The sequence below is a fragment of the Methylophaga nitratireducenticrescens genome (assembly GCF_000260985.4).
In the GTDB taxonomy this organism is placed as follows: Bacteria; Pseudomonadota; Gammaproteobacteria; order Nitrosococcales; family Methylophagaceae; genus Methylophaga; species Methylophaga nitratireducenticrescens.
The window spans coordinates 2,860,580-2,884,063 of record NC_017857.3; the positions used below are offsets into that span (position 1 = coordinate 2,860,580).

Consider the following 23,484-nt stretch of genomic DNA (forward strand, 5'->3'; position numbering starts at 1 on the left):
TGGATTAATATGAGTCAACAAGACCAATTGTACACGACGATCATTAATGATCTCCAAAAAGGAAAACTGGTACTACCCACACTGCCTGAGGTTGCCCTCAAGGTTCGTGAAGTTGCCAATAATCCGGATGTTTCTGCAGCACAGCTTGCTGAGGTCATTACGACCGATGCAGCCTTAACTGCTCGTCTGATTAAAGTCGCAAACAGTCCGCTTTACCGAGGCCGAGTTGAGGTCGAATCGGTTCAGACGGCTGTTTCTCGACTGGGTATTTCTATGGTTCGCAACCTGGTGACCAGTTTGGTGATGGAACAGATGTTCCGTCCGACCAATAAAAAGCTGGAAAAACGTATGCGAGACCTGTGGCAACACAGTATCGAAGTTGCTGCCGCAAGTCAGGTCATTGCTTCCAAGCAGCCTCATATTGCAAACGATGAAGCAATGCTTGCAGGCTTGATACATGAAATAGGTGCGCTGCCTATCCTGATGAAGGCTGCCGACACTCCTGAGCTACTGGATGATACTCGCCGGCTGGATACGCTGATTGACAACCTCTACCCCAAAATTGGCGAAGCTATTTTGCGCAGTTGGGATTTTCCGGAAAATCTCGTTACTGTTGCCGCAGAACATGCCAATCTGAATCGTAATAGCCAAAATGGTCCCGATCTGACAGACGTGGTACAGGTTGCTAACCTGCAAAGCTATTTCAACACTAATAAAGCGCTGGCCCCCAATACCCGAGATAAAGTTCTCGCTTTCCGTAAGCTTGGCATTGACACTGGCATCAGTGTGGTGGAGCTGGATGAAAATAGTGAAGAATATGCCGCAGCTCTAGCGCTTTTCCAGAATATATAACAATTGAAATTATTCAAAAAAATGAAGGCTATCTTCTCGTCGCATAACCTTTTTATTGACCAACTAATTAGGATTTATTCCCTCCAAGCATAATCCATTAGCTTTATACGGCTACCCACCATCAAAACACCTTCTTTTTGGAGTAAATACTTCTGCTTCTGGTATGACTCACTTTCTGGCGGGAAAGAAATTTTGCCTTTGGCATTAATCACCCGATGCCATGGCAACGTGGAATCATCCGGCAATTTTTTCAACGTGCTTCCCACATACCGCGCATAGCCAGGATAACCGCATAGCTTAGCTACCTGACCATAGGTCATGACTTTGCCAGGAGGAATAGCCGCAACCACTTGCCAGATAATTTGATCCAGGTTGTGCCTGTTTTTCATGATTGCCCCTGCAGCAACTGTAAAAAATGCATAACCGCTTGATTCAGCCTGTTAACATTCATCAGCTCACTCTGTTTCTGAAAAAAACAGCTTTATTCTGCCACCAGCACTTCAGATTTATGAAAGGCACTTGCATCAACTGCCAGCACGTTAAGCAGTTTGGGCAGCAATTGGTTCATGGTGTCGATTAATTGCCAGGGCGGATTAATCACTATCATGCCGGAAGAGGTCATCCCACGTTCATCCGAATCAGCTGTAATGGCGAGCTCAAAGCGTTGAATGTTTTTAATACCACTGTTAATAAACTGTTTTTCCAGCCGCAGAATTCTGCTGCGCTCTACTACCGGATACCAGATTGCATAAGTACCGGTTGGGAATTTTGCATAAGCTTTTTCGACGGTCTGAAACACTAAATCGTAATCAGATTTGATTTCATAAGATGGATCAATCAGCACCAGCCCACGTCTTGATACAGGCGGTAATAACGACAACAGGCCTTTTAAACCATCTTCACGCATAACCCGAGCCCGCTTTACCTTCTGGGTGTTTTGCAATAGCAGACCCGCATCATCCGGATGTAACTCATATAACCAGGCACGATCCTGATGTCGTATACAGTGCAAAGCAATAAATGGGGAACCGGGATAATATTCCAGCGCTTTTGTGGTATTCACCGCATCAATTACAGCAAAATATGTAGCCAATTCCGGCCAGTCAGAACGGGTTAATTTAGCAATACCATCTTGATATTCCTGAAGTTTTTCCGCATGCACTGAAGCCAGATGATAAAGCCCCGCACCAGCATGGGTGTCTATGTAATCAAAGGCTTTATCTTTTTTACCAAGGTGCTGCAAAATTTCAATCAGCACGATATGTTTAAGTACATCGGCAAAATTGCCAGCATGAAATGAGTGGCGGTAGCTTAGCAAGTTAAATCCTGATGAGTGGGAAGAGTCAATTAAGTAGCTGCAAATTACGCTTAGCTGGCTAGTTTAGCAAAACAAATTTCTTAAGCATTCATTCAGTCCGTTGACCTTCCTTACCATCCAGCAAATTCATAACAAACTCTATCTCACCACAATGGCAACTGCCTTTGTGGTGAGGCTCAATTTGGGTAATGCCTATTTAAGTGATTATTAAGCTTTAGTAACTTTTAAGGTTTTAGCTATCTGGAGCATGATACCGCGATAACCAATGTGCATAAGGAGCAGGTAATACCCAGGCAGGATCGTCAAATTTTAAAATTTTAGCAGCATGGTACGGCCAATGCGGATTGGCTAAATGAGCACGTCCCACCATCACTAAATCCATTTGTTGATCAGTAATAACCTGGTTCACCGTGTTTGGTTCATCAATTCCCCAGGCAGACGCGACTGGAATGTCAGCTTCAAGACGCACGCGTTCCGCAATGGGTGCTAACAAAGCCGGTCCCCAGGGAATATTCGCATCGGGAGTAGAAAACCCCATACTGACGCTGAGCATATCCAGACCGGATTGTTTAAATTGTTGGGTCAAATGAATTGACTCACTTAATGTTTCTTCATCACGACCATCATATTCAATCACTCCAAAGCGGGCGGTTAATGGCAGATTTTCCGGCCAGACTTCGCGCACGGCCTGTAACGTTTCCAATAAGAATCGGCTACGACCGGCCAAATCGCCACCATATTGATCGTCACGTTGATTGGAATGTACTGAAAAAAAGCTTTGTGCCAGATAGCCATGAGCAAAATGCAGTTCCAGCCATTCAAATCCAGCTTTTTTGGCGCGCTTGGCAGCAGCCACAAAGTCAGCCTTAACCCGTTCAATATCTTCAAGCGTCATAGCCTGAGGTACTTTCGGCAAATTGGCACCAAATGCCACAGCAGATGGCGCGATGGTTTGCCAACTTTGTGGGTCACTGTCAGCAAGATGATCATCGCCTTCCCAAGGACGATTAGCGCTGGCTTTACGACCAGCATGTGCAATCTGAATACCGGCACAGGCACCGGCTTTTTTAATGGCCGAAGCAATTTTTGCCATGCCTTCAGCCTGGGCGTCATTCCAAATGCCAGTGCATCCTGGGGTAATTCTTCCTTCAGGGCTGACTGCCGTCGCTTCCACAATCACCAGCCCCGCACCACCGCGTGCTAATTGCGTGTAATGCGCCAGATGCCAATCATTGGTATGGCCATCATCTGCGCTGTATTGGCACATTGGTGGAACCGCAATACGATTGCGTAACGTCACATCTTTCAGTGAAAACTCAGTAAACAATGCTGTCATATGGTGTCTCTTACTTAAAGAATAAAATTCGAAAAATTTCTGAAGCTAGATTTTGAGAAGTTAGAAATCGGATAACTATTTAGAAAGCGCTTTTAATAACCCCACCATCTACACGAACAGCTGCACCCGTGGTTGCTGATGCTAATGGACTGGAGAGATAACAGACCATCGAGGCAACTTCATCGGTGGTGGCAAAACGTTTAATCAGAGAAGTCGGTCTGACGTGTTCAAAAAAGTCTTTTTCAAATGCTTCGATGCTTTGGCCTTCTTTAACGGCCAGCTCGTTGACAAAGGTTTCGACACCGCGTGAACTGGTCGGCCCCGGCAATACAGAATTAACGGTGATATTAGTACCGGCAACCTGTTCAGCCAGACCACGAGCAATAGCAATCTGCGCAGCTTTGGTCATACCGTAATGAATCATTTCATGGGGGATCTGCACCCCGCTTTCACTGGAGATGAAAATCACCCGACCCCAGTTTTGTTGTTTCATAGCGGGCAGATACGCTCTCGTTAAACGCACGCCACTGAGCACATTTACATCAAAAAAACGTCGCCAGTCTTCATCCGCTATTTCTTCAAACGGCACAGGCTCGAAGATACCCAGATTATTAATCAGAATATCGACTTCGGGGAACTGCTTTGTCAGTTTCTCGGCTTCAGCCGCTACCGAAAGATCCCCTGCAAATCCATCTACGTTACCTTTAGCTGTAGATTTCAGGGAGTCAATAGCCTGTTTAACTGAGGCTTCAGAACGACCGTTGACGATAACATTCGCTCCTTCATCGGCCAGTGCTTTGGCAATGGAAAAACCAATGCCCGCTGTACTGCCACTTATAAAAGCTGTTTTATTGTTCAGTTGCAGATCCATAAAATCTCCTTCCAATCGTCAGTTAACAGATTCATCATGACGACATGATTACTTTGAGAGGCGTTCTAATGTAGCGCTTAACGATGCCGCGGATACTTCCCCCATATGGCTGTCAACCAGAGTGCCCTGTTGATCAAAATACAGCGTCACTGGCAACCCATAGGCATCAAATGTATCGGCGACTTTGCCGGTTTTATCAAGCAGCACGTGTTCAAATGTCAGCTTATTATCAGCCAGAAAGTCATTAACTTTTGCAGCGGACTCTTGTTGATTAAGCATGACAAAGCGGATATCAGGATACTGTTGTGCTGACTTTTCAAAGGCAGGCATTTCACGTTGACAAGGTGGGCACCAACTTGCCCATAAATTCACCACGGTAATGTTATTTTCAGCAACTTGAACCAGCGAAATCTGCTCGCCGTCCAATTGTTCCAAAGCAATGTCGGGTATTGAAAGCTGTTCACGTCCGACATTCATTAATAAGGACGTTACCGAGAAAAACAGCAAAATCGAGAAGGCTCCACCGAACAAGGCGATACGTTGCTGTGGCAGGCGTTTGATTTGCCATAACAGAAACAGTGCCATTGCTATCGTGCCGGACACCCAGTCCACCCCCCGATCGCGAAAATCGAGCATCTGCCAGAAAGAGTCGTATTGATCGGCAAATTTAATGACAAACACGATGCGTCCGATGACCAGACCGAATAACAGCATCATTAATAACGGATCGGTGACCGAGCCTGCTTTTTTTCTGGCCAGAACAGAGGCCACCAATATTCCCAAAAGAGCACAGCCAAACAACAATAACGGCTCGAGAGGTAAAGCAAAGGGTCCGAGATTAATCGACATCACTGTTCAAACAGCTTGTCGATATCATCACGCATCGGCATGCCTTCAATCAGCCGCACATGACCTTTTTCATCCTTATAAACGCTGGTCGGCGTTGCCATAAACCCCAGCTGTTCCATCAGCTGATTATTTTTCTCTACCAGCAACTCTCCGTTAGTTAACGCCGCTTCATTCAAATCGGCTGATGTTTCATCAGCATGTTGAATATGCTGTTGCAAAGCCTGTTCTGGCGAATCAGCCCCTAAAATAGCAGCCGCTTTTTTGATACTGTCTTCCTGCAGGATACCCACTATGATGTGACGCAACTGCACCTCGCCTTTAACAATATAGGGATCGGCCATTTCACGTAAACGCTGGCAATAGGGGCAATAGGGATCAGTAAAGGTATAAATGATTTTCTGGGCAGTCTCCTGACCATCCTGAATCCATCTAGCCTGTTCCAGTTTTTGCCAGACCTTTTCATTCTGCGGAGCACTAATCAGCTCATACATGGCCTGCTCGCCCAGATCCTCACCCTCGGCATTAATCAGGTTTCCAATCACCGCATATTTTTTATCTTCTGTCAGATAAATACTCAGCGGCTGCCCTTCTATACTTGCGGCATAACCTGTTAAACCCGCAGGGGTTTCAAAGCTGTCAATGATGGTCACTCCCTGTTGTTTGATGTAGCTGATGACTTCAGGTTCCTGTTGTTCGGCTAGCGCAAAATAGCTGCCAAATCCGAGAACCAATAACACTACAGGGACGATTATTTTCTTCATTAATAACTCCGGAAGGGGTGTACGTTGAGAATGTAACTCAGACGGATTAAGTGGGGATTAATAGAGCAGATGACAATCTTTAAATTAAAAATGCTCTGCATTTATTTATCCATCGTTATTTGAACTTCTCACAACAACACATCCTTTGAAGACTTATGGTAAAAGGTAAAGCGTTCACTTTCTTCAGGTAACATGCTGTTTATGAGCAAACAATGGCTTCCACTCTCTCCTCGACATCAGGTCATTCTGGCTGGGATCTGTGCTTTGATTTTAACCGTCGGTATTGCCCGTTTTGCCTACACGCCTTTTTTGCCCATCATGTTAAATGAAACCTCACTGGATACATTAAGCGGAGGTTGGCTGGCTACATTTAATTACATTGGTTATTTGTCAGGTGTGGTGTTGATCTCATTTTTAACCAGCCTCAAAACCAAATTTCTGTTTTACCGAATCAACCTGATTCTGGCGGTGTTAAGCACCGTATTAATGGTCGTTACCACTGATATGGTTTTATGGAGCATTTTGCGGTTTATTGGTGGGCTGAGCAGTACTGCCGGAATAATTCTGGCAGCAGGATTTGTGATGGGCTGGCTGAAACAAAATGGTTACAAATCGGCATTAGGTATCCATTTTTCCGGTTTGGGGTTCGGTATTGCGATTCCCGGACTCGTCATTGTTTTGATAACACCCTATTTCAATTGGGCTGAGCAATGGCTGATTATGGGAGTTTTCGGTATTTTGTTTTTCCTGCCCGCCTGGTATCTGATGCCAGCACCTGCAACACAACAGGCTCCCACTGCTGATTTTGCAGCGCCCAACAATAAATGGATGCGGTTAATGATTGCTGCTTACGCCTGTGCAGGGGTGGGTTATGTGATTAGCGCGACATTTATCGTAGCGATTCTTGAAGGAATGCCCAGCTTGTCGGGACACAGCAATCTTATCTGGGTGATGCTGGGTGTTGCGGCCATCCCATCCTGCATTATCTGGGACAAAGTGGCTGAGCGCATTGGTGAGACAAGGGCCATCATCGCCGCTTATTCGATTATATTGCTTTCTATCCTGATTCCCTTATTCAGTGAATCCTTGCTGTTTAACGTAATTGGCGCGTTGTTATTTGGTGCCACCTTTGCCGGAATTGTCAGCCTGATGCTGGTCTATGTCGGCCATAAATTTCCTCATAACCCCGCCAAAGCCATGGCAAAACTAACGATAAGTTATGGTATTGCTCAACTTATCGCCCCTGCTTTGGCGGGTTATTTATCCACGCTGACCGGGAATTATCTTTCAGCATTGTGGATGGCAGCAGCGGTTATGGTCACCGGCATTTTCTTTGTCTGGCGGATCCAACAATTTGAAGAAAATACCCAGCTCAAATCAGCAAACCTGTGATTTGAATAACAGCTTCCATGCTGACCTCCATGAGACCTATTCTTCCTTCAGGATCAGCCGGGTTCCATCAGGTCGCTCCAGCGTTTTATCATCAATGCGTTTAAAAGTGAGGTTGATATCACCGGAAGTCACTACCTCATCGCTATCGACCTCATACGTAAAACTGTATGAGCCGGGTACCCCACCAATCAACTGTCCCTGACCATCCGCATTAAACTCATAGCCGGTGCCATATTGTGAATCGACATAGGCGCCTTCCTGAAAGTCAGCACCACAGGCAGAGAGTGTTATTGCTAATAGCAAAGGAATCGTCTGAGACCAACGCACAAAATTGATAGAGCCTAATAAATTTTTTTCGATTTTCATAACGCTACCTCGAATTATTACCGGTTGAAAACGACAAATTAGTCTTTCTTGCCCGAAGAAAATCGCTCACGGATCGGTTTAAATGCCAGAATGGCTTCCTCTTTTAAATTATTGGCACTGATGCTACGGCCCAGTCGATAGCTGTTAAAGCCGATGTAATACAATGCGAGCTGCACCAGGGCTGCCAGTAGAAACAGTGCACTACCCATCGTCAGGATAATGACTAGTGTTGAGGCAAGATAAATCATGCTGAGCATAGCCAAATGATTTTTATCCAGGCTGGTTAACAATTGTGAATAGACAAAATACCCCAGCACGGCCAATACAAAGCCCATTAAAGCGGTTACTGCCAAAGGCGGCAGTAACAAGCCTCCACCAGCGCCAATCAGAAAAAGCATATAGCTGTAGTGGGTGTATTTTTCTTTGGCAATCAATCCCAATATCTTGCCATCACGCAGGTGCTCGCCAGCCATACTCTCAAGAGGATGTGTCTGATTTATCTGGCTGTTTAAAGCAAAAAATACAATCACTCCAACCAGTATCATGATGATGCCAAGCCAGAAGACGACAGGACTATAAGAAGGCCCATCGCTTAAAAACGCCGCCCCCTGACAAATCGGTGGCGAAGAATAAACGCACGCCATCATCTGCATAACGAGATCCTTATCACCATACTGAGTTATCGTATCCAGGGTGGATGCATAAGCCACAAAAAACCACACCAATGATAGCAATAGGAAGGCAATACCCATCAACATCAGAATCAGACTGAGCTTTCTTAGATCCATCTACCGAATGCCTTTTCAAAGGTCGGAAAAAATATGTCCAAACAAACAGTATTGGGGAAATGGGAAACTATTCGATTACGTTCGTGCACAGAACGCCAACTATGGAAACAAAATGCAGCGTTAGGAAGCATACCAATCAGGCTGTAGTATTGGGCAAAAAAGCGATAAGCATCACTCGCATCCTGTAAACATTTTTGTGAAATATTTCACAATTTTCTTGTTGTCGCAAGCTTTATTTATTTTGCAATATTTCCAGCCAGAACAGGGCTTTAAACACCAGGATAGAGTGACCATCCAGAAACTTGAGAAGAGATCGTCATATCGATCATTATAGTGAATTAATTACCCCTGATAACTTTAAGGTTGAACGAACGTTGGCGAATCTTATTTTGCGTGCCTGACGTTATTTGACTGAAACTGAATTATGGCCGAAATGGCTTGCTGCTTATCCAATGAAACGGGAAATGGATGACAAAGTGACGCTGATATTTAATCCTTCTCTGAGCTTTGCAACAGACCCTAATGGAATAGTTTGAAATCATGGAATGAGCCCATTTTTCATAGATTTAATCAGGTTCATTTCCCCAGGCACGCGCCATAATCAGATAGCTGAAAGAAGCAGACCAGGTAATCATCATAAATCCCGCTAATGCTTCTGTACCTGCAAGGAATCAAATATGGCCGGTAGCGGCTAAATCGCCCCAACCAACCGTGGTATAGGTCGCCGCAGAGAAGTAAACGCTATCTAACAGGCTAATATGATCATAGCCACTGATGGCCCCATACCCTGTTTGACTCAATAAGCCCCAAAAGGCCACGCCAAATAACCAGATTTCAATGATATGCGCAAACAATAAAGCAAACATCGTGGCCAAAATTATCGGCCGGTGACGATGCTTTGCCGTCTTGGATGGATGAGTCGGGCACCACCGGTTTAATTGTTGAATGACCTCATAATGAAAAACCACAACCAGTCCAACCACCAGAGTGGTCACTAACACGGTAACAACCTGAGCATCCGTTAGTAATTCCAGCAATGGAGATCTCCTGCAATTGAATAAATACGATGTGATAAACGCTTTCAATCGCTGTTGAAAACAACTTTTGGTTATAGAACGTTAACGGTTTTTAGACAGACTCTCAAACTTCTGACAATATTTAATCAGACAAATTGTCCAGCAGCGTGGCCCGAAGCCCAGGCCCATTGGAAATTGTGCCCGCCCAAATGACCGGTAACATCGACCACCTCTCCAATAAAATACAATCCCGGATGATTCTTGCACTCCATCGTTTTGGAAGATAATGCATCAGTATCAATCCCCCCCAAAGTCACTTCGGCCGTTCGATAACCTTCCGTGCCGGATGGCTTCACCGTCCAGGGCTGGCACTGTGACACAATATGTTCAATATCTGTATCGGAAAGCTGACCGAGCGGTTTATCTTCAACCCACTGTTCACACCAAAGCTGGGCTACCCGACGGGTCAGTTTTTCGGCAAGAATGGTTTTCAGTGCTGTTTTGGATTTTTCAACCCGCATTTCAGCTAAATATCCAGCCAGTTCAATTCCAGGAAACATATCAATTTTCAGCGGTTCGCCAGGTTGCCAATAGCTTGATGCCTGTAATATCGCAGGGCCGCTCAAACCTCGGTGAGTAAACAGAATATTCTCGTGAAATGAATTTTGGTTAGCTTCTGTGATGGTATCCAATGAAATACCACTAAGCTCGGCAAGCGGTTTGAGTTTATGATCATCCAACACCACAGGGACCAACCCTGCCCGTGTGGGCAACACCGAAATATCAAGCTTTCTGGCTAATTCAAAACCAAAGCCGGTTGCTCCCATTTTGGGAATCGACAAACTTCCAGTTGCGATCACCACCGATTCACACTGTAATTTACCCTGAGGGGTTTCCAGCAATTTTTGACCACCGGTTTCAACCACCTGGACCGATGTATCTGTGATAATTTTCACACCAGCTGATGCACACTCCGCCAGCAACATCTGTACGATTTGTTTCGATGACTCATCACAAAACAACTGACCCAGTTTTTTCTCGTGATAGGCAATCTGATGTTTCTCGACCAATTCAATAAAATGCCAGGGGGTATAACGGCTCAATGCCGATTTAACGAAGTGAGGATTGTTGCAAATGAAATTTTCCGGGGCGGAATACATATTGGTGAAGTTACAGCGTCCGCCACCAGACATCAGGATCTTCTTGCCTACTTTATTGGCATGATCAGTTACCAGCACACGTCGGCCACGCTGACCAGCAGCAATAGCGCACATCAATCCAGCCGCACCGGCACCGATGATGATCACATCATATTCGTTGGAAGCTTTATTTTGAGTCGTCATGTGTGGGCATTTTACGCAAAAATGTCCCATCTGACCGATAAGTTGAGATGCAAAGACAACGGTTAAAAATCAGGTGGAGATTACTTTTCCAATAACACGATCAATCCAATTTAATTCGCGCAACGGCAGATCGGCAGAATGACGATAGCCTTTGATAAGCGCTTCGATCAAATCAGAATGATTTTCCCAATCTTGTGGATAGCGAAAAAAATGTCGCCAGTTTCGACGCCTCGCCCAGCGGCTTAAAGACCACGAATGAATACGCATATCCAGAATATCGATAAGGCCAAAATCCATCCCATTTACAATAATGTTACCTGGATGAATTGAACGAAAATATACGCCTCGTCGCTGCACTCTCGCCAAAAACACGCCTAGGCGATACATCAAATTGGCATCAGCTTCACTGGATTTAACAATGTCCCGTAAGGTACGGCCGGGTAAGGGTGAATAAATAGCTACCGTGTGGGATCCGCCTATAATGCGATGTAAAGAACTCACTTGCAGGGTCGGAATATCAAGTCGTGCCAGATGATAAGCATTGCGAGCAAATTTAACGGCTGCTGGCGCAAGTAACTCTCTAGTTAGAAAACGCTTGCGGTAAAAAAATTTTAAGTATTGTCCTTCAGGCAGAACTGCCACTTTAATGCCTTTTTTATCCTTTTCAATCACAGTCGCGTTTTCCATTAGTGAGGCTAAATGTTCACGAGAAAGCGGACGAATATTAAGCATTAATGTTTTCCATAACAGTGTTCAAATTCTTAGGGCGGGTTTATCTTTCATACCCACCACGGATGCAGGCTATTTTTTGTGGTCGACAAGGCGGAAAGCGCACGATTTTACCATCCTACTCCAGCCCCTGTTGAACAAAAGCTTCTAATTTTACTATTTTAAAGGAACCCGCGGCCAGATATCCCCTGTCTGTAACATATATTCAAGATAATGATGCCCATATTTTTCAAGCCCATCCTCTTCTTCCCGCGGTACTCTCAAGTAATAAACAAGTACGAAGGTTATTAAACCGGCCATGCCGGCCAACCAATTCTGCGTTAACATTAACTGCGCTAAAACCAAGACTAAAAGCGCAGAATAAAATGGATAACGTATAAATCGATAAATGCCCCGACGAGCAAAATGTCTCTGTTTATTGGGAGCAATATAATCACCCGTAGCTCTGTACAACAACCATATGCCCAAGCTTCCAATAAAAAGACCTGACCAAGCGAGTTCATTATAGTATCGCAAATCTGCAAATTCCAGCCATGGCAACGTGGCATCAATCAGTGGAAGGCCAACCATACTAATCAAGGTAATAACTGTCAGCGCAACTATTTCATTATCCCACTGATGCACATTTCGTATGCGCCACTTCCCAGCGTTGGAAAGCAATGCCAGAGCTGCACCAGCAATGAGGACTAGCAGTGTTAATTCAGCAAATTTATCCGTCATTCAATTACCTTTGTTCAAGCCACTAAATATCAAGCAGATTTGTATGGACAGCAGATAGAGTGTTGGTAGCCAAAACCTACTAAAAGTTCATGGCAAAATTATGACAGCGGTAATTTTCCTGCTCCTAAAATCATAGTTCATCTCTGCTTTTTCTAGTAATACTTCAAAAACCATGAAAATATCCTGTAAATTTCGAACTATATGGTTTTTAATCTGTTTGAATAGTTGAGAATGTGAAGCCATACCTTTAATGACCAGAATACATTACAAATTTTTCAGTTCATCACATTGGCGATTTTGCATAGTATTTTTGCCAATGTTTGCCATGCTTTCCGGTTGTGGAACGGCCCCCAAACTTTCGACCAAATCACCAGACAGAGCGCACATTTCTCAACCTGCAGCTGATACTCAATATTATGATGAAATTCAGGCTATGTTGCTGCTTTATCAACAGCATAACGAATGGCACGGCACACCTTATCGTATGGGAGGCATAAGTCGCTCCGGTATCGATTGTTCTGCCTTTGTACAAGTCACTTTTCGAGATCTGTTTGGTATTGATTTACCCAGAAGTACCGACCAGCAATTTCGTACCGGGCGAAAGATAACCAGGGCTGAATTACGTTCCGGTGATCTGGTGTTTTTCCGTAATGGACGTCATGTCGGTATTTATCTGGAAGGCCATAAATTTTTACATGCATCGACCACCCGGGGCGTCATGATTTCCAGCCTTAAAAATACCTATTGGTCTCGGCATTTCTGGCAAGCAGTCAGTGTAAAACGTTGATATCAAAAATAGAACGTCATAAGAGAATCATTTTCACCCTGGCTGGAAGAATTGTTTTTCAAGTTTTGACCCTGAACTTAACTCATTAAAAGATGGCCTTAATAACATCGCTTTAATCAGTGATTCTCTATCTTAAAGAGGAGGATGGCTCATGGGGCAAGTGATTATTTTATTTGTGAGCTGGATGATAATACATCCGGCACAAGCCGTTATTTTTGGCGAACCGACACCGGTTCAACAGGTATCTACCGGCCAGTTAATAGTTGATCAGCTGAAATGGTATGGCGGCACCAACAGCCTTGTCACACAGCAGGATGAGTGCAGTTCGGTTGTGGTGGGAACCCAGCCACTAACCATTATCACCGTTGCTCATTGTCTGCGTGATGCAAAAATCACCCCTCAAACCCGCATCCCCGTTGTTAAACTCTTTTTAGGTAAACCGGTACCAGCATTACGTGCAGCACTCTATAACCGCTTTAATGAAGTGAAACAGAACCTTGCCAGTGATTTAGCTGTACTGGTGTTTGATGGTGATGCACCGGAGGGAATTCACGCCTTACCGGTGCTCAATTCAATAAATGAAACGTCCGTTTTATTATGTGGTTATGGACGTGGGGATTCCGATCCGAATCTAGAACAACCAAGCTGTGCAGACAAAAAATTATTGTCAGCTGAAGATGACTTCTATTTGTTTGTACCGGAAATCTATGAGCAGTTAGATCCATTGTTACATCTGCAGTTTCGAGCTCAGTTTTTGGCAAAACGAGCCATGATCCGCTCAACTTCTGCCTTGTTGGCCGTAAGCCGTGTAGAAAATGATCGGTATCAATTCCAATTGCCCATGCCTACTCTTGGCGATTCGGGGGGGCCATGGCTGGTTAAAGGTCACAATGGAGAACAAGGTGTCATTGCTGTCACCAGTTTTATTGAAACCTTTTACCGAAAAAATAAACAATGGCCATTCTTTAACGAACATCCAGCACCACTGAGTGATTTCCCCTATGCCGCGTATGGAGTAAGACTGGATACAGCAGAAGCACAAGCGTTATTCAAACGAGCACGACTGGAAGGAGCAGATATCACCATTATGGATTAATCAACAACACTATCCGTTCAGGCTGCAGATGCTGAAATCGGGCCAGCAGCACAATTTATTACCCCCTAAATATAATTGTTGGGTCATTGTCGATTTTCATACATTTCAAAGCCCGAAAGGATAAGTATCCGGCATACCCTGCATCGCTTCAAAATCCAATGGTGTGACGGCCTTAGTCTGATCAAACCAGATATATTCATCAAACTGTTTACCGAGGCGTGCTTGAAAATAATGGCTGGCTAACTCGCTTTGAGGTCGGTAAATCACGCCAATAGCGCGTTCAGGATGCTCTTCTTCTAAGCGTTGACGTAATATTTTGGATCCCGGTTGACGCATGCCCAGCATAAAGGCAGGAATCTTCGTGTCATGACAAACACGCTCCCAACTGCCTTGCATTGAAGGACGAATGGTTTTAACCTGCATTGGTTCACCCCAGTTATCAGCAGCAGCCACAGTGCCCCCGTGCGTTCCAAAACCGATCAGGTAAGCTTCGTCGCCAAATTTACTACGGCATAACTGCCCTACATTATGCTCGCCTCGTGCGGGCATTGAGGTAGCGCGTGCATCTCCAATATGGGAGTTATGTTCCCATACCACTATTTTTGCCGGTCGATCGGTATTTTGTGACTTAAAATCCAATAGTGAGCAGAGAGTGTCAAACATATGGCTGTCGCGCATATTCCACGAAGTGATATAGCCTTTATACATACTCCGATAGTAGGCTTCAGCATTGGCTACCAGACGTGCATTCTGCATTGCATCAAGATAACTCTCTCCATCGTTTGCGACATACTCTGTCTGTTTTTCCATCAGCTCCATCAGCATATCCACCACTGAATCTTCACATCTTTCATATTCGCCTGATGTAGCTGCACGACCATATGTGGCAGGATCAGATTGCCATGGTGTTAAACAGCCATAGCGTTCGCGGGCTATCTCTGCTGCCTCTGGGTCGACGTCTTCCAGATAGTTAATTACTTCATCAATCGACGAAAACATGCTGTAGAGATCGAGCCCGTAAAATCCCACTTTTAAGTTGGGTCTGGCCTGCATGCCATTATGTCGCCGCAACCATTCGACAAACTCCTGCATCTCCGTATTGCGCCACATCCAGGTCGGAAAACGGGTAAAAGCACGCCATTCAGAAGGTGGCGTAGTCAGTTCTCGAACATATTGATCAATGCGTGCGGCATCGGGCCAGTCAGCTTCAACCGCAACCATGTTAAAACCTTTATTTTCAATCAACTCCTGTGTGAGTCTGGCTCGAAAACGGTAAAATTCAGAAGTGCCATGGGTTGCCTCACCTAACAGCACGACACGTGCATCACCAATTCGGTCAAGTAACGGGGTGAGGTCAACCGTTTCAATTGAATCAATTGGCTGTGCTGCTTCGGCTATCAAAGTTGCGGTGTCTGCCGATTTATTATGCTCCGCAGATTGCTGTGATTTACTGGATGAGAAGGAGTTTTCTATTGAAATGCTGTGGCTATCTGATTGTTCGTGCCAGCCCTCCTCGCCCAACAAGGGCACAAAGTGCACTCGGGTGATGATCTCCTCATCAAACTGGTCTTCATCTATCCGGGTTACCTGAAGTAACCGTTGATAATGACGATTGCCGATCGGAATCACCAGACGACCACCAATTTTTAGCTGTTGTTTTAAGGTAGAAGGAATTTCAGGTCCCCCTGCCGATACCAGAATGGCATCATAAGGCGCTTGCTGGGCATAGCCGAGTGTGCCATCCCCACTCATAATTTCAATATTATGATAGCCCAGATTATCCAGAACCATTTTAGAACGCTCGGCGAGTGCCGTGATTCGCTCAATACCAAATACCTGATCAGCTATTTGGGCGATAATTGCCGCTGCATAACCGCTCCCGGCACCTATTTCCAGCACCTTTTCTCCACCTTTCAGATTGAGTGCTTCGACCATTAGACCGACAATATACGGTTGGGATATAGTCTGACCTTCAATCAGTGGTAAGGCCGAGCCCTCGTAAGCAAATTCCCACATATCCTCTGAAAGAAATTTCTCTCGTGGAACTGTTCTCATCGCTTCAAGCACTGTGTCTGATTTCAGATTTCTGTTCATTAACTGGTTGCGAACCATTTGATGTCGTGAATGCTGATAATCGGATAAATGATCTATAGAAGCCATAATGCTTACCTCCTTTCCAAACGTGGTATGAGATAAAAGCCTGGGCGAGTAACACGGAGAATAAGCTGCCAAACAAGTTTGTTTTTGCAGATTTCTGTCTGGTTAAATTAATCAAACTGAATGAACGGATTAATACCAGAATATTTCATCGGAAAGGTGTTGGAGAGTAGTGCGGCAGTGAGTTATCCGCGTATATTGGGATAACAGAACAGTGTTAATCAACAAATTGATGCACTTAAGTTAACTGTAACAGCTATGCCGTTATGATCCAAACATAAATATTGGTCGTAAAATCACCTCGGCTATTGCGCTATAACCTGGTCACAGGCAAGATTCACGTATGTAGCAGCATAAAATTATCATGCCCAGCCATGTAAACTCACAAGGAATCCAGACTTTGAAAAACTCCATTTTTCTTTACAGTATATTTGTTAGTTTAACGTTTCTCTCAGCACCGATTTTTGCAGAGACACCTAATTTGCAACCAGGTCTGTGGAGCTATACCAGCACCACTAACATTGAGGGGCCAATGAATATGCCAGCCCAAACTAACAGCAATCAGGAATGTCTGACACAAGCGAAACTGGATGAAGGCATGGGAGCAATGAACCTTCACGAAAGTTGCAACGTGACAAAGGCAGATATCAAAACTGACCGGGTAGATTATGCTGCATCCTGCAGTATTGAAGGCATGACAACTCTGTTTGAAGGCTATGCCACGTTTCATGGAAATCGTCTGGAAGGCAAAATGAGCAGTGATATGAACACACCTCTTGGACCGATGAAAATGAATACCGAATATCAGGGCGAACGAGTGGGCGATTGTTAAACCGTCTGCACTTTAACAAGAGCAAATAAAATTAACACCAGATTACGAGGCTAAGAATGACAATGGGGATTATTTATTATCTGACTTTTCTCGGCTTGTTTATCATTTTGCTCACGTTGCTGATTCAATGGTTTGTTGCCAGTAAAACCAAAGCTTCACAGACTGGTGCTATTCCAGGCAAAATTCCGGAAAACCTCAGCCATGAATCCTTTGTGTTCAGAGCACATCGTACATTTATGAACTCACTGGAAAATCTGCCACTGATGCTTGGCACGACTTTTATGGCGGTTCTTATCGGGGCCAATAGCTTTTGGACGGGTATTTTCGTCTGGATATTTGCCATCGCCCGAATTATTCACATGGTCCTTTATTACGCAATTGCCACAGAACAAAACCCCAGTCCCAGAACCTGGTTTTTCATGATTGGCCTGTTAGCGAATGTTGCCTTACTGGGGTTATGCGGTATAACACTGCTGAGTTAGTCTGATGGTCATCAAAGCGTTTCGAGACAACAGTCCCAAACTTGGTCAACGGGTCTGGATTGATGATACAGCCTCACTGATTGGTGATATTGAAATTGGCGATGACAGCTCAGTCTGGCCACTGGTATCGATTCGTGGCGATATGCATCGTATCAGGATAGGTGCTCGAACCAGTATTCAGGATAATTCCTGTCTGCATATTACCCACGCCAGTGAGTTTAATCCCGAAGGTCATCCGCTTATTATCGGCAATGATGTCACCATCGGTCATATGGTGATGCTGCATGGCTGCACAATTGGTGATCAGGTTCTGGTGGGTATGTCTTCCACCATTCTGGATGGAGCAGTCATTGAAGATCAGGTGGTGATTGGAGCGGGTTCTTTGGTGCCTCCCGGTAAAAAACTCGAATCAGGTTATCTGTATCTCGGCTCACCGGTTAAGCAAGTTCGGCCACTAACTGAGGCCGAACTGAATTATTTTAACTATGCCTGCCAGAATTATGTGAAGTTGAAAAACGAATATCTAAGTAACAGTAACTAAGCTGCCAGTTGTTTAAGGCGTTCGCTGATCTGTTCCTTCTTGGTTAAAAGTTTCTGGGTATCTGCTGATTCGAATTCCACAATAGCGATGGATGCCAGAGGAAAATTATCTGCCAACTCATCATTCAGCATGGCCTCTGCAGCATATCTAGCCATATTGACCACTGCTGCCAACTGACCTGCTTCCTTATCAGTCGAAGGTGTTTCAAGATGCTGGATGGTTTCAATAACCAAAGCCGGCATACGCCATCGAATAACGATCATCTGCGAAACTGACAGCCAATATTTTTCTTCCAACTGATGGACAATTTCATCATCTAAAAGCAACGTTCGTTGTGCGGCAACATCAATCAGGGTTTGCAATACCGCTGGGCGGCCAATTGAATGAATCAATCCGGCCAGAAAAGCGACTTCAACATTCACATTACAATGACTGGCAATCTCCTTAGCCCAAAGTGATGTCGCCAATGCCTGACGCCAAATTGCTTCAGCATAGTTTTCATAGCCAGGAGTATTGAATAATTTGGCATTGAGTACGGCACTAATGGCGATTTCACTGATAGTGGTCATACCCAGTCGGGCAATGGCCTGTTGTAGTGAGGTTAGATTGGCCATCGGTGTATAAGCTGCCGAGTTGGCGATACGCATCACATGACCGGCCAGTGAGGGATCACTTTGAATTAACTGGGCCATTTGACTAGCATCTGACTCTTTATCATTGGCCAGCATAAAAGCTTTATTCGCAATTTCCGGCAGGATAGGAACCTCTACAAATCCTTCCACGATTGATTGCTTTAAGAGATTTTCCAATTCCGTTTCGCTGTGTTGACTATCTTTTTGCATTTCTCTATCCATCGGTGATTAATATCTATTGTTATGTTTGTATTAATACAACTTTTCATCATTCAGACTGCTTAGCAATAAATATTTGCTAGAGTCCTGAGGACATAGATAAATCCTGCCATGTATTGACCATTCCCAAAGTAGCACCATCATTTCTCTACGTCTATTCTAACGTTGTAAACTGCTGAATTCAGTCTTACAACGACCATCTCAAATAGTCATTCAGAATGTGATCACAAAACGTTCAGAGAGATACCACTACCCCCGCTGATGGTCATCCTTGATCAACGATACCGAATCATGGCGCCAAGGATTTTCCTGAAATTATCGCTAAAACAAAAAAATTGGTGATAAAACACATTTTTTTCACATATAAGCTATATACAATGCACTCAAAAATAAACACAAGAAAGGTATTAAGCTTTGAATAAACGCATTGCCTCAACTGATCTCCGACTGGGCATGTATATACAAAAACTGGGTGGTTCATGGTTAAAGCATCCGTTTTTACGTAGTAGCTTTTTATTAACTGATGCCGATGATATTAAAAGTATTGTTGAATCAGGCATCGAAGATGTCTGGATCAATGAGGAAAAAGGCGAAGCTTTACAAAGTAAAGAAGCCTTAACACCACCAAAAACTGAAGAACCCTCAGGCACTCCTGTTGTAACATCCCAATCCACTGAAGATAAGTCCGGCATTGAATTTTCAATGGAAGACAATATCAATCGCGCACGTAGACTCCTTAATGATGCTAAACCACAGGTTTTGGCCATGTATAAAGATGCCCGGCTCGGTAAAGCAATTGATCCGCAAGCAACCTTACCGCTGGTGAATGAAATTGATTTAATGGTGCAGCGAAACTCCGCAGCCATACTCAGTGTAGCTCGCCTGAAAACCCATGATGACTATACTTATATGCATTCATTGGCTGTGTGTGCATTGATGATATCGCTGGCGCGCCAGTTAGAGATGGATGAAGAACAGGTTAAGCTGGCTGGAGTAGGTGGATTAATGCACGATCTTGGCAAATCCCTTATGCCATTGGAAGTGCTGAACAAACCCGGAAAGCTATCCGACGCAGAATACGACATCATGAAAAAGCATCCAGCTGCAGGGGCAAAGTTATTGGAAAAGTCTGGTGCAGCGCCAGAGGTCATTGATATTGCCCTGCATCATCACGAAAAAATCAACGGTTTGGGATACCCAAATCGGATGAATGGTAAAGAAATATCACTGTTTTCCCGTATGGCCGCCATTTGTGATGTCTATGATGCCGTTACCTCTGAACGCGCTTATAAACAAGCCTGGGATCCGGCTGGCACAATTCGGGAAATGGCAAAATGGGAAGGTCATTTTGATAAACAAATTTTCAATATTTTTGTAAAGATGGTGGGCATTTATCCCGTTGGCTCCTTAGTGCGTCTCGCCTCCCAGAGGTTGGCCGTAGTGATTGAACCCGGCATAGACTCATTGATTAAACCAAAAGTAAAAGCTTTTTTTTCGCTACGTTCAAAGGCCCCGATTCCGATGCAAACCATCGATCTAGCCCTACCAAGCTGCAAAGAGAAAATTGACGGCCCTGAAGATCCAACAAAATGGAATTTCAAACAACTCGATTCGTTATGGCAGTAACTTGTTATCCCTTACATTTCACTAGATAGTGTCGTCACGAAACATTGAGGCAGAGCACCAAGCATCTGATCTGCACGGCAGCCAAAAAGGACGCCAGATTCCTGGCGTAGCGCGTCGCAATGTCGCGCCAACGCTTGAAATGCAGAAAGGCATTTTCAACCAGGTGGCGCTGCCGGTAGAGATGTCTGTCGTATTCACGTTGCGTCTTCCTGTTCTTTCGCGGCGGGATGACCGCTTGCATCCCCCGGTTTTTTGCTTTCTCAACAATGGCATCGCTGTCGTAACCCTTGTCGGCAACCAAGTGCTGTGCCTCAAGGCCATCAATCAATGCGTCAGCTTGAGAGCAATCCGCTCGGGTAGCCTCTGTAGCAATAATTCGGACCGGCATACCATGCGCATCCACGGCCAGGTGTACCTTGGTGTTGAGCCCCCTTTTGTGCGGCTCATCCCCTGATTGCCGCCTCGTGCGCCCGCCGCATGAGGATGAACCTTGCAGTGACTGGCATCAATCATCAGCCACTCATAGTCGGGCTCATCAATTAGGCATTCCAGCAGCGCCTCCCATACCCCCCGATCTCGCCAGCGACAGAAGCGCCGATGGGTGTTCTTCCAATCTCCGTAACTGGCGGGCAGGTCTCGCCAGGGCGCTCCCGTGCGCAGTATCCAGAACACCGCGTCAATGAACTGCCGGTTGTTGTGCGCAATGCCGCCCCATTGGCCGCGCTGTCCCGGGAGGTGCGGCTCCAGCAGTGCCCAGGTTGCATCCGAAATGTCATGTCGTCGCGTGCTCTCCACCATCGAAAATACCTCGCCCAGATTGATTTGAGGGCAATTATAACAAATCCCGTGACGACAGTATCTAAGCCAAAAACAGATCCCCCCACCATTACTTTGATTAGACTTTTACCTTATAACCGGTTTTAAAAATCCACCAGATAAACACCATAAACATAATCAGAAAAGCGGAAATCATCACCAGGCTCAACGTCATGCTTACATCTGCCGTGCCATAAAAACTCCAGCGAAATCCGCTGACCAGATAGACCACAGGATTAAATAAGGTCACTTTCTGCCAGAACTCCGGCAACATACTGATTGAATAAAATGTACCGCCCAAAAAGGCCAGCGGTGTGACCACCATCAACGGAATAACCTGTAATTTTTCAAAACCATCGGCCACAACGCCCAGGATAAAGCCCAACATACTGAAGGTAACGCAGGTCAATACAAGAAATAGCATCATCCACAACGGATGCAGAATCGAATAATCCACAAATAATTTGGCGGTGAGCAAAATTAACATTGCCAGAATAATCGATTTGGTCGCCGCCGCACCGACATAGCCGACTACAATTTCAAATGCCGACACGGGTGCGGACAACACTTCGTAAATAGCGCCGGACCACTTGGGCATATAAATGCCAAATGACGCATTTGAGGTTGATTCGGTTAACACCATCAACATGATCAAGCCCGGAATAATAAAAGCGCCATAACTCACGCCGCCGATTTCGGTCATTGCTGAACCAATTGCTGAACCAAATACGATGAAATAAAGCGAGGTAGATAACACCGGCGAAGCAATACTTTGCAATGGTGTCCGCCAGCTGCGGTGAAGTTCGGATAAATAAATGGCTTTAATCGCATACCAATTCATTTTGAATCCTCCACCAGACTGACAAAGATTTGTTCCAGCGTGCTTTGTTTGGTTTGCACATCATTCAGCTCAATACCAGAACGATGAATCGCCGCCAGCACCTCCGTCACATGATTAGTTGGTTGATTATCAACATAGTCATAGGTCAAGGTTTTACCATCCTCAGAAATCTCCATCACAAAGGCTTTCAGTTCTTCGGGTAGCTGTGTAATCGGTTGGTGTAACTGCAGAATAAGTTGCTTTCGGCCCAGTTTTTTCATTAAATCCTGCTTGTTTTCCACCAGCAGAATCTCACCATGATTAATGATGCCAATCCGATCGGCGATTTCTTCGGCTTCTTCAATGTAATGCGTAGTAAGGATAATAGTGGTGCCTCGCTGGCGTAACTTTTCCACCAGACGCCACATATCACGACGTAATTCAACATCCACACCAGCGGTCGGTTCATCGAGAAATAACACTTCCGGCTCATGTGCCAGAGCTTTGGCAATCAACACACGACGTTTCATGCCGCCGGAAAGAAATTGAATTTTGGCATGGCGTTTATCCCATAAAGACAAAGCCTTGAGAATCTCTTCCAGATAGGCGTCATCGCGCGGCTTGCCAAACACGCCACGACTGAACACCATGGTATTCCAGACAAAGGCAAACACATCTATGGCTAATTCTTGTGGCACCAAACCAATTTGTTTGCGGGCTTGCCGATAGTCTTTGACCACGTCATAACCGCCAACCAACACTTGCCCTTCGTCCACATTGACCAGGCCACAAATAATGCTGATCAGGGTGGTTTTACCTGCGCCATTCGGGCCTAACAGGGCAAATATTTCACCACGTTTGATTTGCAGATTGACCTGCTTTAAAGCATGAAATCCGGAAGGATATTTTTTACTCAGATTGCGCACATCAATGATGTGATTTTCCATCACTTGCGTTTCCTTCACTACGTTTTGTAAAGACATAGTCGTTATAGAGTGTAATTTTTCGACAAGGTTTGAAACCGAATGCATTTAAACATAAAACAGCAGTCAAATAACTCAATTACGCCAATGCGACAAAATCGTTGCACTTTGGCATCGCCATGTTAAAACAGTGTTAACGGCCGGAAGATTAA

The 23,484-nt window shown here is 44.9% G+C and carries 25 protein-coding genes; 8 read left to right on the forward strand and 17 right to left on the reverse strand.

The features are described 5' to 3' along the window. The first annotated feature begins 9 nt into the window (after positions 1–9). Positions 10–852 (forward strand): HDOD domain-containing protein, encoded by an 843-nt coding sequence (locus Q7A_RS13615; protein ID WP_014708201.1) that lies wholly within the window; start codon positions 10–12, stop codon positions 850–852. Positions 853–926: 74 nt separating this feature from the next. Here the strand turns inward: Q7A_RS13615 and Q7A_RS13620 are convergent, their stop codons facing one another. From Q7A_RS13620 to dsbG, 6 genes are all read right to left on the reverse strand, one after another. Continuing rightward, positions 927–1,241: an MGMT family protein gene (locus Q7A_RS13620; RefSeq protein ID WP_014708202.1), complete on the reverse strand. Its 315-nt coding sequence runs from the start codon at positions 1,239–1,241 to the stop codon at positions 927–929. Positions 1,242–1,333: 92 nt separating this feature from the next. Then, the gene (locus tag Q7A_RS13625) at positions 1,334–2,170 is read right to left on the reverse strand and encodes a 23S rRNA (adenine(2030)-N(6))-methyltransferase RlmJ (protein ID WP_014708203.1); all 837 of its coding nucleotides are present in this window, start codon (positions 2,168–2,170) and stop codon (positions 1,334–1,336) included. 232 nt (positions 2,171–2,402) lie between these two features. Further along, positions 2,403–3,506, reverse strand: coding sequence for an NADH:flavin oxidoreductase/NADH oxidase (locus tag Q7A_RS13630; protein WP_014708204.1), 1,104 nt, complete (start codon positions 3,504–3,506; stop codon positions 2,403–2,405). A gap of 79 nt (positions 3,507–3,585) precedes the next feature. Then, entirely contained in the window at positions 3,586–4,377 is a 792-nt protein-coding gene (locus tag Q7A_RS13635; protein WP_014708205.1) for an SDR family NAD(P)-dependent oxidoreductase, read from the reverse strand. A gap of 48 nt (positions 4,378–4,425) precedes the next feature. Beyond that, complete coding sequence (locus Q7A_RS13640; RefSeq protein ID WP_014708206.1) at positions 4,426–5,226, reverse strand: TlpA family protein disulfide reductase; 801 nt, start codon at positions 5,224–5,226, stop codon at positions 4,426–4,428. Continuing rightward, a complete protein-coding gene (gene dsbG, locus Q7A_RS13645) occupies positions 5,226–5,987 on the reverse strand; it encodes a thiol:disulfide interchange protein DsbG (protein WP_014708207.1) in 762 nt (253 codons plus the stop codon). The genes Q7A_RS13640 and dsbG overlap by 1 nt, the downstream gene beginning before the upstream one ends. Before the next feature lie 201 nt (positions 5,988–6,188). Between dsbG and Q7A_RS13650 the strand changes: the two genes are divergently transcribed. Beyond that, entirely contained in the window at positions 6,189–7,379 is a 1,191-nt protein-coding gene (locus tag Q7A_RS13650) for a YbfB/YjiJ family MFS transporter (protein WP_014708208.1), read from the forward strand. Between the two features lie 36 nt (positions 7,380–7,415). Here Q7A_RS13650 and Q7A_RS13655 read toward each other — a convergent pair whose 3' ends face one another. The 6 genes from Q7A_RS13655 to Q7A_RS13680 all read right to left on the reverse strand — a co-directional run bounded on the left by Q7A_RS13655 (position 7,416) and on the right by Q7A_RS13680 (position 12,341). Continuing rightward, complete coding sequence (locus Q7A_RS13655) at positions 7,416–7,745, reverse strand: hypothetical protein (protein ID WP_014708209.1); 330 nt, start codon at positions 7,743–7,745, stop codon at positions 7,416–7,418. 38 nt (positions 7,746–7,783) lie between these two features. After that, a complete protein-coding gene (locus Q7A_RS13660) occupies positions 7,784–8,533 on the reverse strand; it encodes a hypothetical protein (RefSeq protein ID WP_014708210.1) in 750 nt (249 codons plus the stop codon). Positions 8,534–9,204: 671 nt separating this feature from the next. Next, positions 9,205–9,570 carry an ion channel gene (locus tag Q7A_RS13665; RefSeq protein ID WP_014708212.1) on the reverse strand — a complete coding sequence of 122 codons (366 nt, stop codon included), beginning with the start codon at positions 9,568–9,570 and terminating at the stop codon, positions 9,205–9,207. A gap of 125 nt (positions 9,571–9,695) precedes the next feature. Further along, a complete protein-coding gene (locus tag Q7A_RS13670) occupies positions 9,696–10,892 on the reverse strand; it encodes a BaiN/RdsA family NAD(P)/FAD-dependent oxidoreductase (protein WP_014708213.1) in 1,197 nt (398 codons plus the stop codon). A gap of 69 nt (positions 10,893–10,961) precedes the next feature. Continuing rightward, positions 10,962–11,624, reverse strand: a complete 663-nt coding sequence (locus Q7A_RS13675; RefSeq protein WP_014708214.1) for a BUD32 family EKC/KEOPS complex subunit — start codon at positions 11,622–11,624, stop codon at positions 10,962–10,964. 153 nt (positions 11,625–11,777) lie between these two features. Continuing rightward, a complete protein-coding gene (locus Q7A_RS13680; RefSeq protein WP_014708215.1) occupies positions 11,778–12,341 on the reverse strand; it encodes an isoprenylcysteine carboxylmethyltransferase family protein in 564 nt (187 codons plus the stop codon). Positions 12,342–12,657: 316 nt separating this feature from the next. Between Q7A_RS13680 and Q7A_RS13685 the strand changes: the two genes are divergently transcribed. Beyond that, on the forward strand, positions 12,658–13,128 hold the full coding sequence (locus Q7A_RS13685) for an NlpC/P60 family protein (RefSeq protein ID WP_044326403.1): 471 nt from the start codon (positions 12,658–12,660) through the stop codon (positions 13,126–13,128). Between the two features lie 151 nt (positions 13,129–13,279). Next, a complete protein-coding gene (locus Q7A_RS13690; protein WP_014708218.1) occupies positions 13,280–14,224 on the forward strand; it encodes a serine protease family protein in 945 nt (314 codons plus the stop codon). 105 nt (positions 14,225–14,329) lie between these two features. Here Q7A_RS13690 and Q7A_RS13695 read toward each other — a convergent pair whose 3' ends face one another. Beyond that, positions 14,330–16,384, reverse strand: coding sequence for a protein-L-isoaspartate(D-aspartate) O-methyltransferase (locus Q7A_RS13695; protein WP_014708219.1), 2,055 nt, complete (start codon positions 16,382–16,384; stop codon positions 14,330–14,332). Between the two features lie 397 nt (positions 16,385–16,781). Here Q7A_RS13695 and Q7A_RS13700 point away from each other — a divergent pair, with 397 nt between their 5' ends. Genes Q7A_RS13700 through Q7A_RS13710 form a run of 3 tightly spaced genes read left to right on the forward strand, consistent with a single transcriptional unit; the run spans position 16,782 to position 18,236 of the window. Next, positions 16,782–17,213: a DUF3617 domain-containing protein gene (locus Q7A_RS13700; RefSeq protein WP_238595921.1), complete on the forward strand. Its 432-nt coding sequence runs from the start codon at positions 16,782–16,784 to the stop codon at positions 17,211–17,213. 56 nt (positions 17,214–17,269) lie between these two features. Next, positions 17,270–17,695, forward strand: a complete 426-nt coding sequence (locus Q7A_RS13705; protein ID WP_014708221.1) for an MAPEG family protein — start codon at positions 17,270–17,272, stop codon at positions 17,693–17,695. A gap of 4 nt (positions 17,696–17,699) precedes the next feature. Further along, complete coding sequence (locus Q7A_RS13710; RefSeq protein WP_014708222.1) at positions 17,700–18,236, forward strand: gamma carbonic anhydrase family protein; 537 nt, start codon at positions 17,700–17,702, stop codon at positions 18,234–18,236. Here the strand turns inward: Q7A_RS13710 and Q7A_RS13715 are convergent. After that, the gene (locus Q7A_RS13715) at positions 18,233–19,078 is read right to left on the reverse strand and encodes an HDOD domain-containing protein (RefSeq protein ID WP_014708223.1); all 846 of its coding nucleotides are present in this window, start codon (positions 19,076–19,078) and stop codon (positions 18,233–18,235) included. The two genes, Q7A_RS13710 and Q7A_RS13715, sit on opposite strands and share 4 nt — an antisense overlap. Before the next feature lie 423 nt (positions 19,079–19,501). Between Q7A_RS13715 and Q7A_RS13720 the strand changes: the two genes are divergently transcribed. Beyond that, positions 19,502–20,713: an HD-GYP domain-containing protein gene (locus Q7A_RS13720; RefSeq protein ID WP_014708224.1), complete on the forward strand. Its 1,212-nt coding sequence runs from the start codon at positions 19,502–19,504 to the stop codon at positions 20,711–20,713. 34 nt (positions 20,714–20,747) lie between these two features. On the opposite strand, the gene Q7A_RS13725 is transcribed toward Q7A_RS13720, so the two are convergent. The 3 genes from Q7A_RS13725 to Q7A_RS13735 form a co-directional block, all read right to left on the reverse strand. Next, positions 20,748–21,511 (reverse strand): IS5 family transposase gene (locus Q7A_RS13725; protein ID WP_089418550.1). Its coding sequence is split into 2 segments (ribosomal slippage): positions 20,748–21,139 and positions 21,139–21,511, totalling 765 coding nucleotides; the frame shifts between segments, so codons are not numbered across the junction. A 97-nt stretch (positions 21,512–21,608) separates the two neighbouring features. After that, complete coding sequence (locus Q7A_RS13730) at positions 21,609–22,370, reverse strand: ABC transporter permease (RefSeq protein ID WP_014708227.1); 762 nt, start codon at positions 22,368–22,370, stop codon at positions 21,609–21,611. Then, entirely contained in the window at positions 22,367–23,296 is a 930-nt protein-coding gene (locus Q7A_RS13735; RefSeq protein WP_014708228.1) for an ABC transporter ATP-binding protein, read from the reverse strand. Before Q7A_RS13735 ends, Q7A_RS13730 begins: the two co-directional genes overlap by 4 nt. Positions 23,297–23,484 lie beyond the last annotated feature (188 nt).